This window comes from Formosa sp. Hel1_31_208 (genome assembly GCF_900104785.1).
Taxonomy (GTDB): Bacteria; Bacteroidota; Bacteroidia; order Flavobacteriales; family Flavobacteriaceae; genus Psychroserpens.
Map to the genome: position 1 here is coordinate 1,898,766 of NZ_LT629733.1, position 17,612 is coordinate 1,916,377.

The 17,612-nt window shown below is 35.4% G+C and carries 15 protein-coding genes; 7 read left to right on the top strand and 8 right to left on the bottom strand.

Annotation, left to right across the window (positions count from 1 at the left end):
* The first annotated feature begins 16 nt into the window (after positions 1-16).
* The 4 genes from BLT57_RS08560 (at position 17) to BLT57_RS08575 (ending at position 4,240) form a co-directional block, all read left to right on the top strand.
* Complete coding sequence (locus BLT57_RS08560) at positions 17-3,211, top strand: efflux RND transporter permease subunit (protein WP_091424901.1); 3,195 nt, start codon at positions 17-19, stop codon at positions 3,209-3,211.
* 92 nt (positions 3,212-3,303) lie between these two features.
* Positions 3,304-3,609, top strand: coding sequence for a hypothetical protein (locus tag BLT57_RS08565; RefSeq protein WP_091424903.1), 306 nt, complete (start codon positions 3,304-3,306; stop codon positions 3,607-3,609).
* 17 nt (positions 3,610-3,626) lie between these two features.
* Positions 3,627-3,812, top strand: coding sequence for a DUF2892 domain-containing protein (locus tag BLT57_RS08570; RefSeq protein WP_091426716.1), 186 nt, complete (start codon positions 3,627-3,629; stop codon positions 3,810-3,812).
* Between the two features lie 92 nt (positions 3,813-3,904).
* A complete protein-coding gene (locus BLT57_RS08575) occupies positions 3,905-4,240 on the top strand; it encodes a DUF4870 domain-containing protein (RefSeq protein WP_091426718.1) in 336 nt (111 codons plus the stop codon).
* 79 nt (positions 4,241-4,319) lie between these two features.
* Here the strand turns inward: BLT57_RS08575 and dnaN are convergent, their stop codons facing one another.
* Positions 4,320-5,438, bottom strand: a complete 1,119-nt coding sequence (gene dnaN / locus BLT57_RS08580; protein ID WP_091424905.1) for a DNA polymerase III subunit beta — start codon at positions 5,436-5,438, stop codon at positions 4,320-4,322.
* 203 nt (positions 5,439-5,641) lie between these two features.
* On the opposite strand from dnaN, the gene BLT57_RS08585 reads away from it, so the two are divergent.
* Positions 5,642-8,578, top strand: a complete 2,937-nt coding sequence (locus BLT57_RS08585; protein ID WP_091424907.1) for a S8 family serine peptidase — start codon at positions 5,642-5,644, stop codon at positions 8,576-8,578.
* Positions 8,579-8,635: 57 nt separating this feature from the next.
* Here the strand turns inward: BLT57_RS08585 and gldG are convergent, their stop codons facing one another.
* The 5 genes from gldG to BLT57_RS08610 form a co-directional block, all read right to left on the bottom strand.
* The gene (gene gldG / locus BLT57_RS08590) at positions 8,636-10,306 is read right to left on the bottom strand and encodes a gliding motility-associated ABC transporter substrate-binding protein GldG (RefSeq protein ID WP_091424909.1); all 1,671 of its coding nucleotides are present in this window, start codon (positions 10,304-10,306) and stop codon (positions 8,636-8,638) included.
* Positions 10,293-10,787: a hypothetical protein gene (locus BLT57_RS08595; RefSeq protein ID WP_091424912.1), complete on the bottom strand. Its 495-nt coding sequence runs from the start codon at positions 10,785-10,787 to the stop codon at positions 10,293-10,295. Before BLT57_RS08595 ends, gldG begins: the two co-directional genes overlap by 14 nt.
* The gene (gene gldF, locus BLT57_RS08600) at positions 10,784-11,512 is read right to left on the bottom strand and encodes a gliding motility-associated ABC transporter permease subunit GldF (RefSeq protein WP_091424914.1); all 729 of its coding nucleotides are present in this window, start codon (positions 11,510-11,512) and stop codon (positions 10,784-10,786) included. Before gldF ends, BLT57_RS08595 begins: the two co-directional genes overlap by 4 nt.
* A gap of 65 nt (positions 11,513-11,577) precedes the next feature.
* A complete protein-coding gene (locus BLT57_RS08605) occupies positions 11,578-11,874 on the bottom strand; it encodes a putative quinol monooxygenase (protein WP_091424915.1) in 297 nt (98 codons plus the stop codon).
* A gap of 4 nt (positions 11,875-11,878) precedes the next feature.
* Positions 11,879-12,715 carry an S-adenosyl-l-methionine hydroxide adenosyltransferase family protein gene (locus tag BLT57_RS08610; protein ID WP_091424917.1) on the bottom strand — a complete coding sequence of 279 codons (837 nt, stop codon included), beginning with the start codon at positions 12,713-12,715 and terminating at the stop codon, positions 11,879-11,881.
* Positions 12,716-12,925: 210 nt separating this feature from the next.
* Here BLT57_RS08610 and BLT57_RS08615 point away from each other — a divergent pair, with 210 nt between their 5' ends.
* Both BLT57_RS08615 and BLT57_RS08620 read left to right on the top strand, forming a co-directional pair.
* Positions 12,926-13,879, top strand: coding sequence for a PhoH family protein (locus BLT57_RS08615; protein WP_091424919.1), 954 nt, complete (start codon positions 12,926-12,928; stop codon positions 13,877-13,879).
* 109 nt (positions 13,880-13,988) lie between these two features.
* The gene (locus BLT57_RS08620; protein ID WP_091424921.1) at positions 13,989-14,948 is read left to right on the top strand and encodes a phosphoribosylaminoimidazolesuccinocarboxamide synthase; all 960 of its coding nucleotides are present in this window, start codon (positions 13,989-13,991) and stop codon (positions 14,946-14,948) included.
* Here the strand turns inward: BLT57_RS08620 and BLT57_RS08625 are convergent.
* Together BLT57_RS08625 and BLT57_RS08630 are read right to left on the bottom strand one after the other, a co-directional pair.
* The gene (locus tag BLT57_RS08625; RefSeq protein WP_091424923.1) at positions 14,945-16,174 is read right to left on the bottom strand and encodes an alpha/beta hydrolase-fold protein; all 1,230 of its coding nucleotides are present in this window, start codon (positions 16,172-16,174) and stop codon (positions 14,945-14,947) included. The genes BLT57_RS08620 and BLT57_RS08625 overlap by 4 nt on opposite strands.
* A 168-nt stretch (positions 16,175-16,342) precedes the next feature.
* Positions 16,343-17,500 (bottom strand): serine hydrolase, encoded by a 1,158-nt coding sequence (locus BLT57_RS08630; protein WP_091424925.1) that lies wholly within the window; start codon positions 17,498-17,500, stop codon positions 16,343-16,345.
* Positions 17,501-17,612: the final 112 nt, after the last annotated feature.

Here is a 17,612-nt window from a genome sequence, read left to right on the forward strand (position 1 = left end):
CAAAAAGAGATAGGAAATGAAAGAAGGTATCGCAGGTAAAATTGCTAAAATATTTATACAATCAAAACTCACAGTGTTGTTAATGATTGTATTTATGGTGGTTGGTGTGTATAGCTCGTTTTTAATTCCACGTGAGGAAGAGCCTCAGATTGATGTACCCATCGCCGATATTTTTGTGGGTTATCCTGGAGCAAGTCCTACGGAAGTAGAATCACGCGTGATTAAGCCTTTGGAGCAATTAATTTCGAATATTAAAGGAGTAGAGTATGTCTATTCTACTGCCATGAAAGAACAAGGCATGGTGATTGTCCAGTTTTATGTAGGCGAAGATATTGAGCGTTCATTTGTAAAACTATACAATGAAATCAATAAGAATATGGATGTGATGCCTCAAGGCGTTACGTTTCCCTTGGTTAAAACGCGCGCTATTGATGATGTGCCCATGTTAGGTTTAACCCTGTGGAGTGAAACTTATGATGATTACCAATTAAGTCAAATAGCTCAAGAGTTAGAGGCTGAAATCAAAAAGATAAACGATGTGGCTATTACCCATAAAATTGGGGGAAGAAATCGTCAATTACGAGTAGTGTTGGATAAAGAAAAATTGGCTTCAAGCGGACTAGATTTCTTGTCCGTAGCTGAAATGATTAAAGTCAATAATAGTCAGCTCAATTCAGGTCGTTTTGATAAAAACGATACAGAGTTTATCATAAACACTGGTAAATTTTTAGAATCGGTTACTGATGTTGAAAATTTAGTTGTTGGAGTACAACAGCATCAACCTATTTACTTAAAGCAAGTCGCAACGATTATTGATGGACCAGAAGTACCACAAAATTATGTGAGCTTAGGATTTGGTCAAGGCAGTGAGAAAGCATCAAATTACACCTCTGAATATCCTGCTGTTACCATTTCTGTTGCCAAAAGAAAAGGTGCTGATGCTATGAAAATAGCAGAAGTGATATTAGATAAGGTCGATCATTTACGCTTAACGTTAATACCAGATGATGTTCATGTAGAAATTACCAGAAATTATGGGGAAACGGCTTCGCATAAAGTGTCAGAATTACTGTTGCACCTTATAGGTTCTATTATTGCGGTAACCTTTGTAGTCATGCTAGCCATGGGATGGCGCGGTGGGCTAGTGGTGTTTTTATCAGTACCAATAACATTTGCATTAACCTTGTTAAGTTACTACATGCTTGATTACACGCTTAACCGAATTACATTATTTGCTTTGGTGTTTGTCACTGGAATAGTGGTGGACGATTCCATCATTATTGCCGAAAATATGCATAGGCATTTCAAAATGAAGCGCCTTCCTTTTAAACAAGCTGCTTTATATGCAATTAACGAAGTTGGAAACCCGACTATTTTAGCGACGTTTACCGTGATTGCATCTGTATTACCTATGGCTTTTGTATCAGGTTTAATGGGGCCTTATATGGCGCCAATGCCTATAGGGGCATCTATCGCCATGATTTTATCGCTGTTCGTAGCATTAACTATTACACCATATTTAGGGTATATCTTTTTAAGAGAAAAAGATAAAAAAGGAAAGGAGACAACAGTAGAGAAACCACTAGAAGAGACATTAATCTATCGTATTTACAACAAGTATGAACGGCCTTTAATGGAGAGTAAATCGAAACGTTGGTTGTTTTTAGGAGGAACTTTTCTGCTTTTAATTGGCACTATGGTTCTGTTTTTCACGAAATCGGTGGCCGTTAAAATGTTACCTTTTGATAACAAGAATGAATTTCAGGTGGTTATAGATATGCCAGAAGGGACGACACTTGAACGCACTGGTGTTGTAGGCCAAGAGATTGCCCAATATTTATCCACACGACCGGAAGTCGTGAATTACCAAAATTATATAGGCACCTCTGCACCCATAACATTTAATGGTTTAGTGCGTCATTACGATTTACGAGGTGGAAGCAATATGGCAGATATTCAAGTCAATTTAATAGATAAGGGTGAACGATCGGCTCAAAGTCATGACATTGCAAAACTATTACGTCCCGACATTCAGAAAATTGCTTCGAAATACAATGCAAACGTAAAACTCGTTGAGGTGCCACCAGGACCTCCTGTATTGTCTACTATTGTTGCGGAAGTTTATGGTCCTGATTATGAGAAACAGATTAGCATTGCTAATAGCGTACAAGACATCTTAAAAAACACTGAAGATGTTGTTGATGTCGATTGGATGGTAGAAGCAGATCAAATAGAATACCAGTTTGAAATTAATAAAGAGAAAGCCATGTTATATGGTGTTGCACCACAGCAAATTGCTCATACAATGCATATGGCATTGTCTAATGGAGCCATCACAAATTTATATGATGAGGATGCAGTTAATCAGGTGGGTTTAGTTTTATCTCTAGATGAAAAAGAAAAATCTACTATTACTGATATTTCACAATTAAAAATAAAATCCAAACAAGGAATTATGATGCCCATTGCAGATTTGGTAACGATTAAAGAAGCCACAAATGCTAAAAGTATTTATCGAAAAAACCAAAAGCGCGTGGTATATGTGTTGGCAGATATGGCAGGCGAACTAGAAAGTCCGGCTTATGCTATTTTAGGTATGGAGGAGAGACTTAAATCCATACCGCTACCAGAAGGTTATAACATCAATGAAATGTATTTAGGGCAACCAGACTATGAAGATAATTACACGGTTAAATGGGATGGGGAATGGCAAATTACTTTAGAAGTATTTAGAGATTTAGGAATTGCATTTTTGGGAGCAATAATCTTGATTTATATATTAATTGTAGGGTGGTTTCAAAACTTTAAAGCTCCAATCGTTATGATGGTAGCGATACCGTTATCACTGATCGGGATTATTCTTGGACACTGGATTATGGGGGCATTCTTTACGGCAACTTCGTTTATTGGGATGATTGCATTGGCAGGAATTATGGTCCGAAATTCGGTATTGCTAATAGATTTTATAAACCTTAGAACCGCTGAAGGTATTCCATTGAAACAAGCAGCTATTGAAGCTGGTGCCGTAAGAACTACACCAATTTTATTAACCGCTGGAACCGTTGTGATTGGTGCCTTTGTCATATTGTTTGATCCAATTTTCCAAGGCTTAGCCATTTCATTAATGGGCGGAACAATAGTGTCTACAGTATTAACTTTATTGGTAGTACCATTGGTATACTATATGATAGAGAAAAAGAATTATAAATAACCTGTCGGAACACGCACTTTTGAGAACCATAAGCATCTTAGAAATAAAATTGGTTATCAATTGCGCCCGAACTGATAATAACATATAAATTAATGAAATTAGTAATTGTAACAACAGTTGAAGAATTTCAGAAAGACGTTTTGAAACTTTTCAAAAATGCTAATATAGAAAACTTTAGCAGTTCAGATATTGATGGATATAAAAACAGCTCTTCAATATTAAAAGCGTCTAATTGGTTTTCTGGCGAGAAATATGGTAATGAGTCACATTTGTTTTTCTCATTTACTGAAGATGAATACATCAATGTATTGTTCAGTCTTATAAAAGAATTTAATGCTAATATGGAAACACTCAATCCAATTAAAGCGGTTGTGGTTCCAATTGAAAAATGGATATAAATAAAAAAATTGAAAAAATGTTAAATACATATTTTAGAGTAATAGTAGGGGCAATGGTGCTTTTAAGCGTAGTGTTAACGGTTTATGTTAGTCCGTTATGGATGTGGTTTACCGTATTTATTGGTATCAATTTGATCCAGTCTGCTTTTACCAAGTGGTGTTTACTGGAAACTATCCTTCTAAAACTAGGGGTGAAAAAATAAATGCTTTCTTTTAGCAAAAAATTATTGGCTTAGCTGTGTAACATTTTAAAGTGAATTGCGTCCAACAGATGTTCAATCAAAACACAACAACCATGAGACAAGATAATCAACTTATAGTGCTCACCCATTTGAGTCAGTTACTGACTTTTATTACTGGATTTGGCGGACTTATAGTCCCTCTCGTCATTTGGGCAACTCAAAAAGAGAATGTATACAAAATGGACGAGCAAGGTAAGAATATTGTCAATTTTCAACTTAGCATGCTAATCTATAGTTTGATCTGTATCCCACTTGTATTTATTCTCGTTGGTATTGCTGGATTAATTGCATTATGCATTATATCGTTCATTTTCCCTATTATTAATGCGATTAGAGCAAGTCATGGGGAAGCACCAAAATATCCTTTATCTCTTAATTTTATTAGTTAGTTATTTTTAAATAGAGGTAAATTAAAACGCTCACTTTATAAGTGAGCGTTTTTTATAATTTAAAAAAATTGAAGTGTTATTAGTTATTGAGCATCACAGGCATCACTAACATAGTCACGTGTTCGCCTTCATCCAATCCGTCAGTTGGCGTTAAGATTCCTGCTCTATTAGGTAAACTCATTTCAAGTTGTACTTCATCTGAATTTAAGTTATTAAGCATTTCAGTTAAGAATCGTGAATTAAAACCAATTTGCATGTCGTCACCTTGATAATCACATGTCAAACGTTCTTCTGCTTTGTTGGAGTAGTCGATATCTTCTGCGGAAATATTCAATTCAGCACCAGCAATTTTTAAGCGAATTTGATGTGTCGTTTTATTAGAGAAAATACTCACACGACGCACTGAATTAGAGAACTGCGTTCTATCTATAGTTAATTTGTTCGGATTTTCTTTCGGAATAACGGCCTCATAATTTGGATATTTCCCATCAATCAAACGACAAACCAATATAGAATTTTCAAAGGTAAACTTTGCGTTAGAATCATTATACTCAATGGTTACGGCATCATCTAAAGTAGCTAGAATCCCCTTTAAAAGATTAAGAGGTTTCTTTGGCATTATAAATTCAGCAACCTGATTTGCTTGTACATCATTTCGAGTATACTTTACTAATTTATGAGCATCTGTGGCTACAAAAGTGAGCCCTTCTGTAGAAAACTGAAAAAACACTCCACTCATAACAGGGCGTAAATCGTCATTTCCAGCTGCAAAAATAGTTTTGCTTATCGCCGTTGCTAATATGTCTCCAGCTATGGTTGTTGTGCTCGGATTGTCTAACTCTACCGCTTTTGGAAATTCGTTACCGTCGGCGTACGCTAAAGCATATTTACCATGATTAGAGCTAATCTCTACGGTATGGTTATCCTCTACAACAAATGTTAGTGGTTGCTCAGGAAACGTCTTTAATGTATCTAATAATAAACGTGCAGGTAAAGCAATACTGCCATCATTGTCACTTTCAACATCTAAAGTAGATGACATTGTTGTTTCAAGATCACTCGCTGAAACGGTTAATTTTGAATCTTTTAATTCAAATAGGAAATTATCTAAAATAGGTAAGGTATTGGAGTTATTGATAACACCACCTAAAACTTGTAATTGTTTAAGTAAATATGTACTGGATACTATAAATTTCATAAGTGATTTATGTATAAAATTGAACAACAAATATATTTGAATAAACTGATAATCCTTGCTCTTATTTATACAATTTTATTAACAGTGATACATAGTAAATTATAAAAGAATCATTTTACGATTCTAATCATTACAATTTTGAAGTTTTAAAGGGGTAAAGATTAATTTAAAAATCATTAATTTCACAAAAAAAAAGAAATCTTATGAAAAAAAGTACGTTTAAAGTACATTTTGTACTTCCCTTATGTCTTTTGGTAACTGGTTGTTTGTTTGGGCAAACTCCTAGTCAGAAGGCAGAAATTACCCGATTTTACAATCAGGAGCTGTTAGCAGAAATGGCCCAAGACTATACAAGAACGTTTAAGGAAGATTTTGAAGCTGCCAAAGCTTATGCTGCAGCCAATAATATTCCAGTTGTTATAGAAAGGGAAAACGGTGGTATCGCCGTTTTACATAAAGTCTTAGAAGATGGGTCTTTGCTCTATACATCTACAACAAATGAAGGTGCAGGAGTAACTGTGAGGGCTAATAGGTTATATTCTGGCCCAACTGGAACCTTAGACCTTTCAGTAGAAGGGGAAGGTATAGTTATCGGTGTTTGGGATGGTGGTTTTGTTTTACCATCTCATGAATTACTTGAGAATAGAGTTGAACAAATTGATAATGCAACTGGGCTTAGTAGTCATGCTACTCATGTATCTGGTACCATAATAGGCTCAGGCATACCTCAAAATGGAAGCGCCAAAGGAATGGCCCCTAAAGCGACTCTATTGGCTAGTGACTTTGGGAATGACTTAGGAGAGATGACTCCACAGGCAGCATCCGGACTTTTATTATCTAACCATTCATATGGAATTCCAGCGGGTAATGTGTCTACTGCGTTTTTAGGAAGTTACAGTAATGGTGCAGCCGCTCTAGATAACTTATTATATAATACACCTTATTATACGGCAGTTTATTCTGCAGGTAATGATAGAAATTCTGGAGTCAATGTAGCCGATAATGGGTATGACCTTTTAACAGGTGATAAAACGTCAAAAAATAATATTGTTGTTGCCGCTGTAAATACCGTGGCTAATTATACAGGTCCAAATAGTGTGGTAATGTCAGGTTTTAGTAGTTGGGGGCCAACAGATGACGGTAGAATTAAGCCAGATATATCAGCCAAAGGTGTTAATACATTTTCTTCCGTTGCCTCTGGAAATAATTCGTATGCTAATTTTAGCGGTACATCCATGTCAGCTCCAAGTGTGACTGGTGCTTTAGCATTATTACAGGAGCTACATAGTGATATTCATGGTACGTATATGAAATCAGCTACTTTAAAGGCTTTAGCTATTCATACCGCTTTAGAAGCAGGTTCTTCTCCTGGTCCAGACTATCGTTTTGGTTGGGGTTTATTAGATACTGAAGCGGCTGCCAAAGCATTGTTAAAGGAAGGATTTGAATCCTTAGTTGATGAAAATTCATTAATTGACGCAAATACTTTTACTCAAACCGTAACCTCAAATGGAGTTGATCCATTAATTGTAACTATAGTATGGACAGACCCTCCAGGAGTCATTCAGCCTAACGTAGAGGATGATGTTACACCAAGACTCGTGAATGATTTGGACATCGTGCTAGAAGATGGCAGTGGAAATTTATTTTATCCTTGGAGACATTCACCAATGGATTTTCCAGGAGGACTAGGAAATCCAGCTTTTAAAGGTGTTAACGATGTTGATAATGTAGAAAAAGTAGAAATAGATGCACCGTCAGGCACCTATACAATAAGAGTAACACACAAAGGAAGTCTAGTAAATGGTTTGCAGGATTTTTCGCTAATTGCTACCGGAATTTCAGAATCTGATTTCACCTTCACACCTGATAACATATACAAACAATTCTGTTCTAATCAAGTAGCAGATTTTGAGTTTAATTACGAATCTAGCGCTAATTTCAATGGCCCAACTAGTTTATCGGTTTCAGGATTACCTACGGGAGCAGTCGCTACCTTTACGCCATCGGTAATAACGGCAGATGAAGATTTTGTGCTTGAAATAACTGGATTGGATGCCATAAGTGCGGGTACTTATCCGTTTACTGTAACTGCTTCTAGCGCCACATTAACAAAAAACACAGCAATGGATTTGGAGGTTGTAAGTGCCATTCCTTTGAGCTCAACCGTATTAAACTTCCCAAATAACGGTGCTGTAGATGTGTTTATATATCCTACACTAACATGGACAGGAGATTCAGGAGCCTCTGAGTATAGTGTTGAAGTTTCAGAAACCCCTGATTTTTCATCAATTGTGTTTGAATTAACAACCACAACGAATAGCGTTTCGGTTCCTGGTTTGGTGAGTAATTCTCAGTATTATTGGAGAGTAAAAGCGTCGTCATTTTGTGTAGAAGGAGATTTTACTAATGCATCGTTTACAACAGAAATTACAAGTTGCGAAAACTTAGTTTCTGCAGTCGATACGCCGATATCTATCGGATTTACCCCAACAGAAATTGAATCAACAATTAATATACCAGCAAATGAAGATGTTCTTATAGGAGATATAAATATTACCATGGATTTGACCCATTCTTGGTTGGCAGATTTAACGATTAGCTTGACAAGCCCTTCAGGCACCGAAGTCATTTTAATGGATGGTACATGCGGCGATACTAATAATGCAGATGTCATTTTTGATGATAGTGGTGTAACTTTTAGCTGCTCTGATCAAACTCCGTCAGTCAATGGAGTCATGAGAGCTCAAAATTTATTATCACCTTTTATTTCTGAGAATTCGGCTGGAGACTGGACTTTAAAAATCATTGATAGCTTTAATCAAGATGGAGGCTCATTAAACGAATTTACTTTAGAATTTTGTGCAACTGCTGGAGCACTTAGCCTAGCGGAAAATCAGTTAGAAGATTTTGAGCTTTTTCCTAATCCTGCGAAAGAATATTTTGAATTTAGATTGCAAAATCAAAACAGCAAATTAAACCTTAATGTTTATGATGTGAATGGAAGGGTACTAATCTCACAAAGATTTAGTAATCAGGACAGAAACATAGTAAATACCAGTATGCTATCTCGAGGAATTTATTTTGTCGAAATCACTAATGGTGACCAAAAAGGTCTTAAGAAATTAATAATTAAATAGACGAATAACGATCTTAGTTGAATTAAAAAAAGACCACAAATCAATGTGGTCTTTTTTTTATGTGTATTTTCTTCTGCGTAAATAACTAAAGATATATGCAAAAACACCAAGAATTAATAGTGGTAATGCGATGTTAATGAATTGCCATTTAGATTTTTGGGCTTTAATCTTTTCAGTATCTAAAAAGGCCAACTTCACTTCTTTGGTGCGAATGTTTATAAGTCCGTCATCATTAAGTAGATAGTTGACTGCGTTCTCAAGAAATTCTTTATTTCCAAATTTCCGTTTAGTTAAAAATTCAAAGCCGAGTTCCTGCGGTTCATTTTTGATGACCTCATTTTTAATCACATCTCCATCTGCGATGACAATCATCTTTGTAGGAGGACTTTGTGTTTTATCTTCGGAAATTGATAAGGGCTTAACGCGTTTATCATATACCGAAGTAAATGAGCCTTCTAATAATACGGATAGGGTTTGATTTGGCTGTGTATATGTTTCAGGATTAGGCTCTTGTGTCACCACATCTAAACTAATTTCTCGAGGGGTGCCTTCCAGTTTAGTGAGGGTTGAACTACGTAATAGAATGGTTTTATCAATGCCATTTTTTAAGGTGTCTATTTGACTTGCGAAATCAAATTTTACTGGGTTTAAATTAGTCGTTATTGGATGGTTTGGATTACTTGCAGCTAATGGTGAATATGGCCATTGTATGGGTTGAAATTGAGAGTTACTACCTTCACCAATTGCTAATGTAATAGGAGCAGAGTAGAGATCATTTACAATTACGGGATTAATTCTAACTCCATATTTGAAGAAAAAATCATTCATATTGAGATCTTTAATCACAGCGATGGCTTTTCCTGAGGGGTTCATCAAACTATCTCTATCCATGATGATGCTCTCAGTTAACCACAAACTTTTACCACCATGCATTGTATATTGATCAAGCACATATTTTTCTACTTCGGAAAAGGCCTCACTGGGTTTAGCAGAAATTATTAAATCAAAGGATTTTAGGTCTTTTAGAGTGCTTTTCGGACTCGTACTTACACTATCTAATGTGAAGGGCGCCAAGTAATAGTGCTCTCCAAGTTTTCTGAGTAGATCAGCAATGTATATGTCTTGTAATTGGCCATTTCCTCTTAAAATAGCTATTTTCTTTTGCTTTGAAGTCACGAGTTTTTTGAAGGCTTCAGCAAAAGCGAATTCTAAATTTTGAATCGAACTATTCACCAATTCTTGATCTGTTGCACCAATTTTATTTTTTATAAGCGGAATAATGACGGTTTGTTCGTTATAACTTGCCAAAGCCCATGGAATAATAACTTCTTGTGAAGTTTTACCACTTTCTTTAATACTGATTTGAAATGGCCGCAATCCACGTTGGGATAGTTGCTGAAGATTTTGACTTCGAGTATCATCATCTTCTAGGGGATTCATAAAACCAAACTTAACGTTGTTGTTATAGACTGAGAATTCTTCTAATAATTGCTGAGTCTCATTACGAAGACGTCTAAATTCTGAAGGAAATTCACCTTCTAAAAAGACATCAATAATCAATGGAGAATCTACAGTCTCTAGGGTTTGTAAAGCGGCTTCAGACAAGGTGTAACGCTTGTCTTTTGTCAAATCAAAACGTTTATAAAAACTGTTAGATATGAGATTGGCAATCACTATGGCAGCCAGCGTCAGTACAATTGTAATAAAATGTTTTTTACTCTTTAGCATCAAACTTAATTTCTTCTTTATAAAGTGTTACCGTAATTGTCGTATCATTTTGAAATACAATTTCTACACATTCTTTGTCAGTGTTAAAAGCGCCAGGTTCTATACCTAATCCGTAATTCCATCTATTCGCGTCGTGTGCTTTTTTAGAGTCGTCCCAAGATAACCATTCTGGTTTTCCTAAAAGGCTTTCCACTTCAGTTTTGGACTGGCCTATTAATATTTCCGAAGCTATCATATCATCAGATAATTCATAGCGTAAAGCAGGTTTGTCAATCCAAAGATCTGATGAAAAATATTTTTGATGGTGGTAATTACTAAAAATATTAATCATTGGATACACGATATAAAAATAGAGAACTGGCGTGAGTATAATACTCACTAAGAAGGTTAGCCATTTGCGCTTGTCTATGGTTCGTACAAATACATAAACCAGTAAGAATACAATGCACATGATGATGACTAAAGCAACTGTAATAATCATTGATTAGCGCGTTTAAGATTTAACTTAGTTAAAACAATAAAGAAGGCCGTGATACTCAAAAAATAAATAATATCTCTGGTATCTATAACACCACGACTCATACTTTTAAAATGGGATTCCATGCCTAAATTTTCGATATAAAATGTATCACCAAAAAGATTGTAATTAGACAAACCTTCAAATCCGAAATAGAAAAAGAAACTTATAAAAACGGCACTAATAAAAGCGACAATTTGATTATCAGATAGACTTGAGGCGAACACGCCTATTGCTGTGTATGCTGCGACTAGAAATAGGAGTCCAAAATAGGAGCCCATCACACTACCGACGTCTAAATTACCTTCAGGATTGCCTAATTTTGAAATGGTATACACATAAAGTAAGGTTGGAATAAGAGCTATGATGATTAATACCAAGGCCCCAAAATACTTTCCTAGTACAATGCTTAAGTGGCTGATGGGTTTTGTGAGTAACAGTTCTAAAGTTCCTTGTTTTTTTTCATCGGAAAAACTGCGCATAGTTACTGCAGGTACTAAGAAAATAAGAATCCATGGTGCTAATAAAAAGAAAGTCGATAAATCGGCAAAACCATTATCAAGCACATTAAAATCACCCTTAAACAACCAAAGAAAGAGTCCGTTTAGTAATAAAAAAATAGCAATCACCAAATATCCAATAGGTGAGGCGAAGAAGGTGTTGATTTCTTTTTTAAGGATTGCTAGCATTTTATTTAGTTAAGCGTTTAAAATTAAGATTAAAAAATTAGAACACATATTTCACTCTTTACTATTCACTTAAGCGAAGCGACCTTGTCTACACTCCAAGCTTCTGGTTTCGCATTAAACAAAGGTTTGGTTTTAGACCATACGGATTTAAATAATTCAGAATGCCTATAAGCTTCCAAATGCGTTTCTGTTTGCCAATAACTATACGTAAAAAAGATATTAGTATTGTGTTTATCTCTATAAAGTTCCAAAAATTCACAACCTTCAAATCCCCTAATATGAAGTTTATTACGTTCAAAATTAGCGAGAAACTCTTCTATTGCCTTTGGGTCAAAACTCATTTTTACGATGCGTACAAACATGCATTTAAGTTTTTAAAAAGTTAACAGTTACCGTATCCATTACTTTTAAACCCATAAGGGTAGAAGCACTACCAACCGTGTAATTATCACTTTTATATACGGCTATTTCCAAATAACCAGACGAATTAAACACAACCAAGCCTTTACCTTCATCATAGCGTTTCTCCTCTGGAATTTCAAAATTTATAGCATCACTATATTTGTCAAATATGTTTTTAAACTTATAACTACGCGCAGAAATCTCATAGGTTCTGGTCTTTTGTACACTTTCAAAAAACTGACGCTTAATGTTGGTAATTACATTTCCGTAGTTATCAATATAAATCACACTGCCAATAATTTGATTTTTTTCATCATTCACAAACGGATTTAAATTTTTAATGGGTTTAATGGTCTGAATTAGTTTTCCAATCACCTCAAGTGTTCCACCACGGGCAATATGACAAGCCACATTAACAAAAACGTCTAATACAGGAAAACTCGTTGCCACCCGATCATGAATATTAATCTCTACAATTTTTTGTGGTGCAATTTCAGAGCAAATCATACTCATGATACCATTGTTAGCACAAATGAAGTAATGGTCATCTAGTTTAACGGCAATATGTTTATTCTCAGGATTGAGCTCAGAATCGATTCCAATCACATGAATAGTGCCTTTAGGAAAGCTACTGTAAGCATTCTGAATGATGTAAGCAGCTTCTGGCACATTAAAAGGCTGTACCGAATGAGAGATATCAACAATCCGTACATCTGGCAGTTCACTATAAATAGCACCTTTTATAGCCCCAGCAAAGTGATCTTTTTCACCAAAATCAGTTGTTAATGTGATGATTGCCATGAATGACTTACGAGCGTTTTAATGTTGCGTTATTTGATTTAATACTGTATTACAAAACTGTTAAAAACTAATCATATTTTATCCTAAGCAAATCCTTGGGAGTAAAATAGTTTAATTATTTTTGATTGAGATGATGTCAAAACCAACACAATTTTGTCTCATCACAAAACTAATAAAACAAAACAGATTAATTTATAATTCCTATCGCTTTTGAATGAACTTATTTTAGAACTAGAAGAAATAACTCCCAAAGAATTTTTTGGAGCTCAAAATGCCAATATTAAAACCCTCAAAGAATATTTTCCTAAACTCAAGATTGTTGCCAGAGGCAATAAAATAAAAGCCTATGGAGATGAAGATTTACTCGAAGAGTTTGATCGTCGCATGAATATGCTTATGGAGCATTTCGGAAAGTATAATAAGATTGATGAAAATATTATTGAGCGTGTATTGACAAGTCAAAGTAGCGATGATTACAATACTTCAGATCATAGTGGAGAGGTCATAGTTCATGGTGTAAACGGTCGCAGTATAAAGGCACAAACAGTCAATCAACGCAAGTTGGTGGAAAGCATGCGTCAAAACGATATGGTGTTTGCTATTGGTCCGGCTGGAACAGGTAAAACCTACACAGGTGTTGCGTTAGCGGTTAGAGCACTAAAAGCCAAAGAAGTGAAACGCATCATTCTAACGCGTCCTGCGGTTGAAGCAGGTGAAAACTTAGGGTTTCTTCCTGGCGATCTAAAAGAAAAGTTAGATCCGTATATGCAACCCTTGTATGACGCGCTGAGAGACATGATACCTGCTGAAAAATTAGCACATTTTATAGAAAACGGTACCATTCAAATAGCGCCTTTGGCATTTATGCGCGGACGAACACTAGATAATGCCTTTGTGATTTTAGATGAAGGTCAAAACACCACTCATGCACAAATGAAGATGTTCTTAACTCGTATGGGTAAAAATGCAAAATTCTTACTAACAGGAGACCCAGGTCAGGTCGATTTACCGCGTCGTACGATTTCCGGATTAAAAGAAGCCTTGCTGGTACTTAAAAATACAGAAGGTATTGGAATGATCTATCTTGACGATAAAGATGTGATTCGTCATAAGTTGGTGAAGAAAGTGATAGAAGCATACAAGAGTATAGAAAATAGAGATTAATTTTTTTTAGAAGCTATTCCAGCTTTCGGCAGTCGCTCTTTTCAAGGAGCTCCAACAACTGCCTCAATCTGGGCTAGAGTTTATATAACATCAAAACAAGTATTTATTCGTGGCAAATCAGAAGCATACCATAACCGAATCTAATTTCAATTTCCCTAACCAGAAAAGTGTTTATAAAGGGAAAGTAAGAGAAGTCTATACCATTAATGATGAAGAACTCGTCATGATTGCTACCGATCGCTTATCGGCTTTTGATGTCGTTATGCCTAAAGGTATTCCTTATAAAGGTCAGATTTTAAACCAGATTGCAACCAGTATGATGAAGGCAACTGAAGATTTAGTGCCTAATTGGTTGACGGCTACACCAGATCCAAATGTGGCTGTTGGGCATTTATGTGAACCGTTTAAAGTTGAAATGGTAATTCGCGGTTATATGTCTGGTCATGCAGCTCGTGAATATAAAGCTGGAAGACGGTTGTTGTGCGGAGTAGAAATGCCAGATGGTATGAAAGAGAATGATAAATTTCCAGAACCCATTATCACGCCTGCTACTAAGGCCGAAATGGGAGATCACGACGAAGACATCTCTCGAGAAGACATTTTAAAACGCGGTATCGTTTCCGAAGAAGATTATATCATACTCGAAGATTATACGCGAAAGTTGTTTCAACGCGGAACCGAAATCGCTGCATCACGCGGCTTGATACTTGTGGATACCAAATACGAATTTGGAAAAACAAAAGACGGAAAGATTGTTTTAATTGATGAAATTCATACACCAGATTCCTCTCGTTATTTTTATTCTGAAGGGTATCAAGAACGTCAAAATCATAACGAAGCTCAAAAACAACTCTCCAAAGAGTTTGTAAGACAGTGGTTAATAGCGAATGGCTTTCAAGGTCTCGAAGGACAAACAGTTCCTGAAATGAGTGATGACTATATCAAAACAGTGAGCGATCGCTATATTGAGCTTTATGAAAATATCATGGGTGAAGCTTTTGTGAAGGCCGATGTTTCAAATATTCAAAAGCGTATTGAAAAGAATGTCCTTTCCTATTTAGGTAATTAATTGGACTTCAATTCTTCTAATTTTTTTCTTGAATCTGGATTGTCTTTAATAGCTAAGGCTTTTTCGAAACTTTCTATAGCCTTAGCTTTGTTTTTAATATATAAATAGTAGTCGCCAAGTGAATCATAGACATTAAAGCTTTGAGGATAATAGTCCACATTCATTCTAAAAAACTGTCCTGCTAAATCGGCTTTTTCTAGTTCCATAAGTTGATACCCCATTCCATTGACCATACTTTCATCGGGCTTGTTATCATACCCCAGCATCTCGGAAACTTTGGTATAATGTCCTTTCATTTCATTGACAATATTTGTACTGTCGTCCATGATATCAGCAAATTCAATATCGAATTGATAAAAATCGAAAATGAACCTCATTCCATCATAGGTAGAAATTAATGGTGCTGAATTATGGGTGTCGTTTTCATAATATTTAGATCCAAATAAAATTTGACTATTTAATTTACCTTTTAGTAAATCTCTTGTTTCAAAAATTGAATTAATATGATCCACCATGGGCCCTTTTTCTTGTCTCATAGAAATGGTATCCATCCCTTTTTCTAAAGTATTAGCAATGCCTAAATACAGTGACTTGTTTTTATACTTATCAGCTGCCAGATTAGTCTTGTTATATGCATTTAATAATTTTTTATTATCCCACCACATGGATGGATCTATGGAGATATAACTATCAAACAATTCTGGTTTTTCAAGCAGAGCATCCATTACAAATAAACCACCCAAGGAATGTCCTATTAACATTTTATAAGGTTCTGTAGGATATGTTTTATCTATATAAGGCACGAGTTCGTTTTCAATAAAGGACAAGAAATTCTTACCACCTCCAGATGCATTTGCTAACCCTTCTGGAACCATAGGAGGATTGGGTTCAGCTTTTGATGAAGTGAGATCACGTGTTCGATTCGTATTGGGTATCGCAACCACAATCATTTCGGGAGTAATATTATTACCGCTGAATCGTTCAATCAAACCTACAACTGAGGTAAAATGTGCATCGCCATCTAATAGATAGACAACAGGATATTTCTTTTTAGCAAAAATTGGATTAGGCCCTTCATTAGGCACATAAATCATTAATTGTCTACTTTCTCCGAGGATTTGTGATTCTATAGTATCTATTTTTCCAATAACTATTTCATTTTGTCCAGACGTGAAAGCAGGAAAAGACAAAAGGAAGGACACAAGTAATACGGTAAGATTTTTCATATTGTGCTGATTTTGTCGTAAAAAGGTAGCTATTTTCAGTTTAACTTGAAAGAAAACGGTATAAATTCATAAAATTCGCATCATAGATGCTATGGATTATTACTGCACCGAAGTCATAATTAGTGAAAGTAGACTAGAAGGTATTGCTTTAGGCGATTTCGCAAACAGTTAAAGTGATTTTAATATGTAATTCTCAACAATCTTAAAAAGATGAGATTTTGCATTGTAATTGGCACCTGTAAAAACAATAACCATATCGAGATCTGGAAATACCATAATAGATTGTCCACCCCAACCATTAGCACGATACATATTTAAAGGCTCACCTTTAAATGAAAACTCGTTGAGCCACCACGTGTATGAGTAAGCGCTCTTGCCTGTGTCTTCAATTGGAACTGTTATATTTTTATTGTTTTTATATACGGTTGAACTTTTAACAACCCACTCTTTTGAAATAATTTGTTTCTCTTTCCACATCCCATGGTTCAAATAAAGGACTCCTAATTTTAACATGTCTCTTGATGTCATTTTCAGAGAACCATCTGTTGCATATGCACCGTTTTGATATTGAAACCAAATAGGGGCTTCTATATCCAGAGGTTCAAATAAATAGGTGTTAGCAAAGTCCTCAACGTTCAGTCCTGAAGCATTTTTGAGAATTTCACCTAAAATAATCATGCCACCGCCATTGTAAGTAAAAGATTCACCTGGAACAGTCCAAAATTCACGCTCTAAAACACACTTAACGGGATCATTTGAACATTCAAAATAGATGCGATCAATATCGTTTTCAGATGTGCCATGCGCTGTCCATTCATTCCAAGCTAACCCAGATGTCATGGTTAATAAATGCTCAATAGTGATGTGCTTCTTATGATTTGTATTTAGATATTGATGTTGTGGTAAATAGTCAAATATGGACTGGTTTACATCTTTAATAAAACCTTTGTCAATGGCAATACCGATTAATGCTGAGGTAAAACTTTTAGCACAAGACATAACGTCGTGTGGTGAATGAAGATTCCAATCTACTATTTCACCATGATAATTGGATGCATCCCACTTATAATCATGACCTTTAAAATATTCTTCAACAACTAAAGCATTATTTTTATAGATAAGAATGGATTGTATTTCACCATAGTTGCCACAAGCGATTTTATTAATGCCCTTATAAAGTTTTACGGTATCAATTATTGCACTTGTTGCTGTGACAACATTAAATCCATCGTTTAATTTTTGAGGTGTTGTATATTGCCGATTGGAATCACATGTGCATCCACTCATAAAAAAGAGGAAGATGATTATACTGAGTATCTGTTTCATGAACTTAACAGTTTTCAGAAGTTAGAATAGTTAAGCAAATTTAAGAGGTATCAGATTATACGACAATGATATTAGTCATGCTTAAAAAATCCAGATGGTCATCTCCAAATAG

Bases quoted from the DNA above. Each gene is read 5' to 3' on its own strand.
- BLT57_RS08560 (WP_091424901.1), top strand. From the start codon at position 17: ATGAAAGAAGGTATCGCAGGTAAAATTGCTAAAATATTTATACAATCA.
- BLT57_RS08565 (WP_091424903.1), top strand. From the start codon at position 3,304: ATGAAATTAGTAATTGTAACAACAGTTGAAGAATTTCAGAAAGACGTT.
- BLT57_RS08570 (WP_091426716.1), top strand. From the start codon at position 3,627: ATGTTAAATACATATTTTAGAGTAATAGTAGGGGCAATGGTGCTTTTA.
- BLT57_RS08575 (WP_091426718.1), top strand. From the start codon at position 3,905: ATGAGACAAGATAATCAACTTATAGTGCTCACCCATTTGAGTCAGTTA.
- dnaN (WP_091424905.1), bottom strand. From the start codon at position 5,438: ATGAAATTTATAGTATCCAGTACATATTTACTTAAACAATTACAAGTT.
- BLT57_RS08585 (WP_091424907.1), top strand. From the start codon at position 5,642: ATGAAAAAAAGTACGTTTAAAGTACATTTTGTACTTCCCTTATGTCTT.
- gldG (WP_091424909.1), bottom strand. From the start codon at position 10,306: ATGCTAAAGAGTAAAAAACATTTTATTACAATTGTACTGACGCTGGCT.
- BLT57_RS08595 (WP_091424912.1), bottom strand. From the start codon at position 10,787: ATGATTATTACAGTTGCTTTAGTCATCATCATGTGCATTGTATTCTTA.
- gldF (WP_091424914.1), bottom strand. From the start codon at position 11,512: ATGCTAGCAATCCTTAAAAAAGAAATCAACACCTTCTTCGCCTCACCT.
- BLT57_RS08605 (WP_091424915.1), bottom strand. From the start codon at position 11,874: ATGTTTGTACGCATCGTAAAAATGAGTTTTGACCCAAAGGCAATAGAA.
- BLT57_RS08610 (WP_091424917.1), bottom strand. From the start codon at position 12,715: ATGGCAATCATCACATTAACAACTGATTTTGGTGAAAAAGATCACTTT.
- BLT57_RS08625 (WP_091424923.1), bottom strand. From the start codon at position 16,174: ATGAAAAATCTTACCGTATTACTTGTGTCCTTCCTTTTGTCTTTTCCT.
- BLT57_RS08630 (WP_091424925.1), bottom strand. From the start codon at position 17,500: ATGAAACAGATACTCAGTATAATCATCTTCCTCTTTTTTATGAGTGGA.